The organism is Rhodococcus sp. NPDC060086 (assembly GCF_042730275.1).
GTDB lineage: Bacteria > Actinomycetota > Actinomycetes > Mycobacteriales > Mycobacteriaceae > Rhodococcus.
In genome coordinates this window covers 20,822-28,850 of the sequence record NZ_JBHWWZ010000059.1, presented here as the reverse complement: position 1 = coordinate 28,850, position 8,029 = coordinate 20,822, and the positions used below count along the sequence as shown (strand labels likewise).

7 protein-coding genes are annotated in these 8,029 nt (G+C 65.7%); 5 read left to right on the top strand and 2 right to left on the bottom strand.

The window, feature by feature from the left end; all coding sequences use genetic code 11:
- Positions 1 to 75: 75 nt before the first annotated feature.
- Positions 76 to 879 carry a FadR/GntR family transcriptional regulator gene (locus ACFWB0_RS22815; RefSeq protein ID WP_378492676.1) on the bottom strand — a complete coding sequence of 268 codons (804 nt, stop codon included), beginning with the start codon at positions 877 to 879 and terminating at the stop codon, positions 76 to 78.
- Between the two features lie 120 nt (positions 880 to 999).
- On the opposite strand from ACFWB0_RS22815, the gene ACFWB0_RS22810 reads away from it, so the two are divergent.
- Genes ACFWB0_RS22810 through ACFWB0_RS22790 form a run of 5 tightly spaced genes read left to right on the top strand, consistent with a single transcriptional unit; the run spans position 1,000 to position 6,242 of the window.
- A complete protein-coding gene (locus ACFWB0_RS22810) occupies positions 1,000 to 2,187 on the top strand; it encodes an acyl-CoA dehydrogenase family protein (protein ID WP_378492675.1) in 1,188 nt (395 codons plus the stop codon).
- Positions 2,184 to 3,137 carry an acyl-CoA dehydrogenase family protein gene (locus ACFWB0_RS22805; protein ID WP_378492674.1) on the top strand — a complete coding sequence of 318 codons (954 nt, stop codon included), beginning with the start codon at positions 2,184 to 2,186 and terminating at the stop codon, positions 3,135 to 3,137. Before ACFWB0_RS22810 ends, ACFWB0_RS22805 begins: the two co-directional genes overlap by 4 nt.
- Positions 3,134 to 3,949 carry an enoyl-CoA hydratase/isomerase family protein gene (locus ACFWB0_RS22800; protein WP_378492673.1) on the top strand — a complete coding sequence of 272 codons (816 nt, stop codon included), beginning with the start codon at positions 3,134 to 3,136 and terminating at the stop codon, positions 3,947 to 3,949. Before ACFWB0_RS22805 ends, ACFWB0_RS22800 begins: the two co-directional genes overlap by 4 nt.
- A complete protein-coding gene (locus ACFWB0_RS22795; protein ID WP_378492672.1) occupies positions 3,946 to 5,157 on the top strand; it encodes an acyl-CoA dehydrogenase family protein in 1,212 nt (403 codons plus the stop codon). Before ACFWB0_RS22800 ends, ACFWB0_RS22795 begins: the two co-directional genes overlap by 4 nt.
- Positions 5,154 to 6,242, top strand: coding sequence for an acyl-CoA dehydrogenase family protein (locus ACFWB0_RS22790; RefSeq protein WP_378492671.1), 1,089 nt, complete (start codon positions 5,154 to 5,156; stop codon positions 6,240 to 6,242). Before ACFWB0_RS22795 ends, ACFWB0_RS22790 begins: the two co-directional genes overlap by 4 nt.
- A 75-nt stretch (positions 6,243 to 6,317) precedes the next feature.
- On the opposite strand, the gene ACFWB0_RS22785 is transcribed toward ACFWB0_RS22790, so the two are convergent.
- Positions 6,318 to 8,024 (bottom strand): class I adenylate-forming enzyme family protein, encoded by a 1,707-nt coding sequence (locus tag ACFWB0_RS22785; RefSeq protein ID WP_378492670.1) that lies wholly within the window; start codon positions 8,022 to 8,024, stop codon positions 6,318 to 6,320.
- Between the last annotated feature and the right edge of the window lie 5 nt (positions 8,025 to 8,029).

Here is an 8,029-nt window from a genome sequence, read left to right as displayed (position 1 = left end):
CGGTCATGGAGGCCGAGCCCGGCCGTTCTGGGACTCGTTATCCCGGGGTGCCCCGGAGTGGATTACGTCGGGGAGTCAGTTACGTGGGCGTTGGCGTGCGGGGAACGTGTTGCGTGTCATCGCCGCGGACGCATTGACGATGGTGTCGCCGAATCGGTCGAGGACGAGTGCCTGGGTTGCTGCGAGGTGGGACCGCGCGAGCCGTTCGGCCTCGGCGACGCGTCCGTCGGCGATTTCTTTGACGATGCGGCGGTGTGCGTGGACGGCGTCTTCGGCCTTGCCTTCGGACGGGTACTCGCCGCGTCGGGTGAGGGCTTCGGCCCATGCCTCTTCTTGGGCGGACCACAGGGCGACGTAACTGCGCACCGCATAGCGGATCGTGGCGTTCGGTGTGAACGAGACGATCAGATCGTGGAACTCGCGGGCAGCCTGGGTGAATGCGACTCCGTCGCCGACGAGTTCGGCGGAGGCGTCGATGGATGCGTTGAGGGCTGGGACGACGGTCTCGGCACGGTCCGGGCGCTTCGCGCACTCGGTAACGCACATCGGCTCGAGTAGTTGTAGACCGGCGGCGAGGTCTTCGAGTGTGACTCTGCCTGCCTGAAGGGAGAGTCCGAGGTGATATGCGGCGGAGAATTCGTCGGGGCGATGTACGTCGGCGCCGCCGACATTGCCCCGGCGTACAGTGACCAGTCCCTCGGTTTCCAGAATGCGGAGGGCTTCTCGCACGGAGGGGTAGCTGACGCCGAAGTCCTTGACCAGTTGGTCCTGGGTCGGCAGTCGGTAGTTGTCATCGGAAAGGATGCGGTCGCGTAATTCGTCGGCGACGGTTTCGGCGATACGGCGTTGTGGAACTCGGCCACGCCGTGGGGTTGTCAAGAATTTCGCCTTTCACGCATGAACGCAGTCTAGCGACTGTGCGTCTTTACATCCAAGTATTGTGAGGTTTCAAAGTGGCAAGCATTGCTATCCTTGTGAGGATTGACGTAATGTCCGGGCATGGACTTCACGATGGGTGGTGCCGCCCCGGAGCTCCGGAGCGAGCTGCGCCGGCTGGTGCACGAGCACGTCCCCGCACATTTCCTCGGAGCCTTCACCGACGACCCGAGTGATCTCGACGCGGCGCAGGCATTCTGCCGCCTTCTCGCCGAGAGCGGACTGCTGTGCATGACCTGGCCCGAGGAATTCGGCGGACGTGGTGCATCGATCTGGGAACAGACCGTGGTGCGAGAGGAAATGTGGGCGCACCATGAGCCTCGCGGCGCGCAGTACATGGGCGTCAACTGGGTCGGCCCCACGATCATGCGTCACGGAACCGCCGAACAACAGGACGCACACCTTCCGCCCATTGCACGTGGCGAAGTCATCTGGTGTCAGGGATTCAGCGAACCCGAAGCCGGCTCCGATCTCGCGTCGTTACGCACCACAGCGCGCCGGGACGGCGACAGCTGGGTCATCTCCGGGCAGAAGATCTGGACGTCCTACGCCACGATGGCACAGTGGTGCTTCCTGTTGGCCCGCACCTCAACCACCGGTCGTAAGCAACAGGGGCTCACTGTTTTTCTCGTCCCGATGTCCGATCCGGCCATCGAGGTCCGCCCGATCCGCGCAATGCTGGGCCCGCACCACCTCAACGAAGTTTTCTTCAACGACCTTCGCGTCACCGATGCCGATGTGCTCGGCACCGTCGACGAGGGGTGGAAGGTCGTGCAGGAGGTACTCGCGTACGAACGCGTCGGTATCGCCCGCTACGCCCGCTGCGAGCGTCTGTTACAGGCTGCGCCGTCGGTCCTCGGTGCACGATGGGACGACATGCCGGGCGAGCTGAAAGCGCGCTGGGCGCGGATGCTCACGCACTGCCGTCGCGCGCGGCTGCTCGCGTACCGGGTGGTATCGATGCAGAGCGGAGGCGCTGTCCAACCCGGCGACGCCGCGGCCTACCGGATCGCGGTGACCACCCTCGATCAGGACAGCGCCGAGGTGCTCACCGAGATCGCCACATATGCGACGCCACCGAGTGCCGACACCGATGAATTCGACACCGATGAATTCGACACCGACACCGCCAAGTGGTTCCGCCGCGCGGTCGAAGACCACTGGCGGTATTCGCAGGCCGCGACCGTGGCCTCCGGAAGCATCGAGATGCAGCGGATCCTCTTGGCCCGAGCCCTTCTGGCGGCATCATGAACACTGAACTGAGCAAGGAAGCGACCGAGTACGGCCGCGAAGCACTCCGTGCGCTGGAAGCCGCCGGGGGCGATGATCTCGCCCCTCTGATCGAAGGCGACCCCGAGCGCCGCCGAAGCATCATCGAGCCCGCTCTCGGCGAGCTCGGTGCCTGGGAACTCGATCCACGCGCAGATGAGGACGAACTCGAAGCCGCAGCGGCTCTGTGCCGCAGCGTGGGGTACTGGGCTGTGCCCTACCCCGTGGCGGAAAGACTCGCACGGCCCACCGACCTCGACGTCGACGGCTTGGTCGTCGTCGACGATGCCGACCCGAAGGCGCCCATCGCATGCCTCGATCTGCGGTGGGCCGCGGTCAGCGTCGACGGTCGGCGCAGTTACGTGGATGCCCGACCGCCGAGCACTCCGCCGCGCATGTCGGCATTCACCTCCCAACTCGACCTCCGGCCGATCGACGACGACGGAGCGAAGGATCTCGCCCTCGCCCTGACGCTGCCGTGCTGGACCCTGCTCGGAATGCTCGATCGAGCAATGGACCTCACCCGCTCACACGTGCTCCTGCGTGAACAGTTCGGTGCCCCCCTGGCGAAACTGCAGGGAGTCCAGTTCCAGCTCACCGAGGCGGAAGTCGAACGCACCGGACTGGACGCCCTCGCCAAGTACACGCTGTGGAGCATCCAAGCGGGAAACGACGAGGCCGTCGACGACGCACTGGCGTTCCGGCTGGCCGCCGTCGAGGCGGCGCAGATCGTGTTCCGGGTTGCGCACCAATTGCACGGAGCCAGCGGATTCTGCGACGAGACCACGGTGTCCTGGATCTCCCGATACAGCATTCCACTGCGACGAATCCCGTGGGGCCCGTCCGGAACCGTGGACGCCCTGACCAAGCGGATCGATCGGCGCGGACTCACCGGGCTGTTCTCCGAAGCTCCCGCGGAGGCGGTGCTGTGAAATACGAACTCCCGGACGCGCTCACCGTCGAGTGCGACGGCCCGGTCCGCATCGTGACGATCAATCGTCCCGACGAGCTCAACGCCGTCGACAAAGACCTGCACTGGGCGCTCGCACACGTATGGCGGCAACTCGCTGCCGATACCGATGCCGCCGTGGTGATCCTCACCGGCGCGGGCCGCGCATTCAGCGCGGGAGGCGACCTCGACTGGATCACCTCGTTCCTCGACGATCCGGTCGCGCGCGACGAAAGCGTCCGGGAAGGCGCCGAGATCATCGACGAGATGCTCCGCTTCCCCCTGCCGGTGATCGCAGCGGTGAACGGACCCGCGGTGGGGCTCGGCTGCAGCGTCGCGGTGCTCTCCGATGTGGTCCTCATGTCGGAGAAAGCGCACCTTGCCGATCCACACGTCGCAGTGGGCCTCGTCGCGGGCGACGGGGGAGCGGCTTTCTGGCCACTGCTCACGCCGATCCTGCGCTCGCGCGAATACCTCTACACCGGCGACAAGATCCCAGCGAGCACGGCGGTCGAACTCGGCCTGGCCTCACGCATCACCGCGCCCGACGACCTCTTGCCGGAAGCACGGCGTCTCGCCGAACGTCTCGCTGCGCAACCTGCACAAGCATTGCGCAGCACGAAACGTGTGGTCAACATGTACTTGTCCCAGGCGCTGGGCGGCCCGATGCAGGCCGGCTTCGCGGCGGAGATCGCGACCATGCAGTCCGCCGAGCATCGAGAGCGATTGCTTGCTCTCCGGGAACATGCGGTGGGCCGGAAGAATGCGGTGAGGAAGAAGGAAACAGCTCGATGAAGGTTGGGACGACGAGTTCCGGAACGTCCGCACTCGAGGACTTCCGGGCCGCGGTCCGCACCTGGTGCCGCGAGAACATTCCTTCCGCGTGGCGCGAGACCCAAACCGGTGTGTCCGACGACGAATTCGTCCGCTTCCAGAAGAGCTGGTTCCAGAAATTGCGCGGCGCGGGGTTCGCCGTGCCGCACTGGCCGCAGGAATGGGGCGGTGGGATGTCCGTCGCCGAACAGGTCGTGCTCTACCAGGAACTGGCCGCACACGACGCACCCCGACTGGTCCTGCCCTTCGTTTCCATCCACCACGCGGCATCGACGCTTCTCGCCGCGGGCACCGAGGACCAGCGGAACCGTCATCTCCCCGCGATCCTCGACGGCGAGATCTGGTGCCAGGGGTTCTCCGAGCCAGGCGCCGGCTCCGACATGGCGGCACTCGCGACGAGCGCTCGTAAGGACGGTGACGTCTACATCGTCAACGGTCAGAAATTGTGGGCGAGCGGCGCGTTGTACGCCGACCGGTGCCTGCTGCTGGCCCGCACCGATCCCGACGCCCCGAAGCGCAAGGGCATCTCGTACTTCCTGATGGACATGCGTACCTCCGGAGTCGAAGTGCGTCCGATCAAGCAAGCGACCGGCGAAGCGCACTTCTGCGAGATATTCCTCAGCGACGTCGCCATTCCTGCGACGAACCTCGTCGGACCCGAGAACGAAGGATGGCGGGTCGCGCAGGAAACACTCGGAGCTGAGCGCGGCATGACCATGCTCGAACTCACCGAGCGACTGGGTCACGGCGGGTTCCGTTGGCTCGTCGACCTGTGCACCCGGCCGGGCCCCGACGGGACGACCCCACTCGACGACACTCGTGTCGCAGACAGGCTCGCCACACTCGAGATCGAACTCACGGGGCTGCGCGCATTGGTGACGGATTTCGTCGCTGCCGACCGGCCGGGGCCGGCCGACGCGTCGATCGTCAAGCTCTACTACAGCGAGCTGCTCCAGCGCATGACCGATTTCGGCACAGAGATCGCGGGTCTCGCCGCACACACGGATCTGCGGAAACCCCAGTCCAGCGGGTGGGAATCAGGGGCATGGATGCTCGATTTCATCGGCTCGTGGGAGTGGACGATCCCGGGCGGAACCAGCGAAATCCAACGCACCATCATCGGGGAACGTGGCCTCGGTCTGCCCCGCGAGCCGACAGGACAGCGATGACCGATCCACTGACAGACCTGTCCGAGTTCCACGACGAATTGCGGACCGTCGCAAGGGGACTCCTGGGCCGGTCAGGACACGACAGGCCGGTCGACTGGGAGTCGATCAGCACATCCGGATGGCTCGGACTCGAAGTCGCGAGCGAATTCGACGGCGCCGACGGAACTTTCGCTGAGGTCGCCGTGATACTCCGGGAGGTCGGCCGCGCGGCCGCGCGCGGCCCGTACCCGGCGGTCGCGGCACTTTCGGTGGGAGCACTCGAACTTCTCGAACCCGACTCGGAGCGTGATCGTCTGCTCCGCGACACTGCCTCGGGATGCACGGTTCCGATGTTCGTCCTCGGCGGGGAATCGACAGGCCGGACACCGTTCCATCTGGAGATCGCAGCGTCGGGGGAGACCCTCCGGGGCGTGGCACCGTTCGTACTCGACGCTCCCGGCGCGGACCGGCTTCTCGTACCCGCGCGCGAACCCGACGGGACGATCGTCGTCGTCGATCTCGATCCGCGTACGCCCGGACTCGTGGTGACGGCACAGCCGGTCGTGGACGCGACACGCAGCTTCGGGACGGTGCTCGCCGAGGGCGTGGCAGTCCCCTCCGAATCGGTGTGGCGATTCCGGGATGATTCCCGGCAGGCGATGCAACGACTCCACGACCGTGCCGCTGTGGCGGTGGCCTGCGACAGTCTCGGCTCGAGCGAGGCGATGCTCGACGCTACCGTTGCCTACGCCGGGATGCGCGAGCAGTTCGGACGCAAGATCGGCTCGTTCCAGGCGGTCAAGCACGCCTGCGCCGACATGCTCGTCCAGGTGACGGTGGCTCGAACACTGGTCGACGCGGCAGTGCGCAGCCTGGTGTCCGGAGACCCGGAGGCGACGACTGCGGCCTCGATGGCCAAGGCCTACAGCTGTGCGGCAGCCGTCGAGATCGCCGGCAAGGCCATGCAGTTGCACGGGGGAATGGGCTACACGTGGGAGAGCGGCATCCACGTGCATCTCAAGCGCGCGACGCTCAACCGCTCGTTGTTCGGCTCACCTGCTCTGCACCGAGCGTACCTCGCACAGCGGTACCGGTCCGCCTCCTGAATCCGAACGCGAGAAGCGAGAGGTCCTGCACACTCTGCCGACGTGTGCAGGACCTCTCGCTCCGGTGGCGGTCGGCTATTTCTGGAGACGCTTGACGGCGAGTTCCTTGATGTCGCTCGACTTGATCTTCGCGGTGCCGGTGAGGCTGATCTCGTCGTTGTCGAAGAACAGAACCTCCCGCGGAACCTTGTAACTGGCAAGCCGTTCGCGCAGGTATCCACGAACCCCGTCGACATCGAGGTCGGCTCCTGCGTGCGCCACTATGCAGGAGACGACGACCTCCCCGAGCGTGTCGTGGGGGACACCGACCGTGCGCGCCACCTTGACCCCGGGGTACGCGACGAGCGCTTCGTCGACCTCGAGGGGAGACACGTTCGCGCCGCCGGTCTTGATGATGTCGGTGAGCCGGCCCTCCCAGAAGAGGCGACCGGTGTCGTCGACGTAGCCGCCGTCGCCGGTGTGGAAGAACCCGTGCTCGTCGAGCGTCTCGCTGAGTGGAGTGCCGACGTACCCGAGCATCAACGTCGGTCCCTTGACGCAGATCTCGCCTCGCTCACCTAGGGGAACGACCTCGCCGGTCAATGCATCGACGATTCGGATCGTCACTCCGGGCAACGGCTTTCCGCTGCTGCCCGCGGCCACATCGGGCGGGGTATTGGCGGGGTAACACGTACTGATCGTGAAGGTTTCGGTGTTTCCGTACGCGTGACTGGGCTCGTACCATTTCTCGGTGACCGTCGGGTGCCGCGCAACAGGATGATTGTTGTCGACGTACAACAGGCTGCTCAGATCCGCTTTGTCCCAGTTCGGTGCATCGACGAGCTGCGCCCACTGGTGCGGCCAGGCGAACGGGAAGTTCACCCTTTCCTTTTCGATGAGCTCGAGTGCATCGCCCGGGTCGAAGGTCTGTTGAAGCACCAGCGACCCACCGCTTGCAAGGGTGTTGCCGAGCGCCATCGCGAAATTGCCCGACCAGAAGTAGCCGTTCGCCGTCCAGCACCGAATGTTCAGCTCCGGCGAGAACCCGTACATTCGCCGGAAACGCCACATCTGGATGGACACGCCACGATGTGCGCTCAGAATGCCCTTCGGCTTGCTGGTGGAACCGGACGAGAAGAACAGCACGGCCACATCGCTGGGCTGTACTGCCGCGGCGGACGCCTCGACCAGTTCGCGGGGCTGCGATTGTCCGTGGGTGAGGAACTCGTCCCACGACTCGATCGATTCGCCGTCGGACTTCTTCCCGACCATCGCGACGTGACGGAGGAACGGAAACTTCGCCGAGTGCACCTCGGCGGCTCCGGACGTCCCGATCTGCGGTTCCAGATCGGTCAGGGCCGCGGCAAAGTCCGCCTTCAGGACATTGCGCTCGAACAGCAGGATCTCCACACCCGAAGTCTCGAGCATGTAGTCGAGCTCGGACGGGGTCGAGAACGTGCTGAGTGTGACTGCGACGCCCCCCGCGAGGGAGGCGCCGAAGACCGCCGCGATCCACTCGGGGCGGTTCGTCATCAGCACGCCCACGCGCCCGTCCTTCGCGAGGCCGAGCCCCCGCAGCGCGCGCGCGACGTCGATCGCACGCTCCCACAGTTCGGAGTAGGTCCATCGGGTAACGCCGTCCGCTCCGTGCATCACGAGCGCTTCGCGATCGCCGTACAGCTCGGTCACCTCGCGCAGGAAACCGGGCAGGGTGAGGGCTCCCAGCCCGGGCTCGTCGCTCAGTGGTGGTCCCGACACGATCGAAACAGGGTCCACCGCTTCTGCCTTCGTCTCAGTACTCATGGATG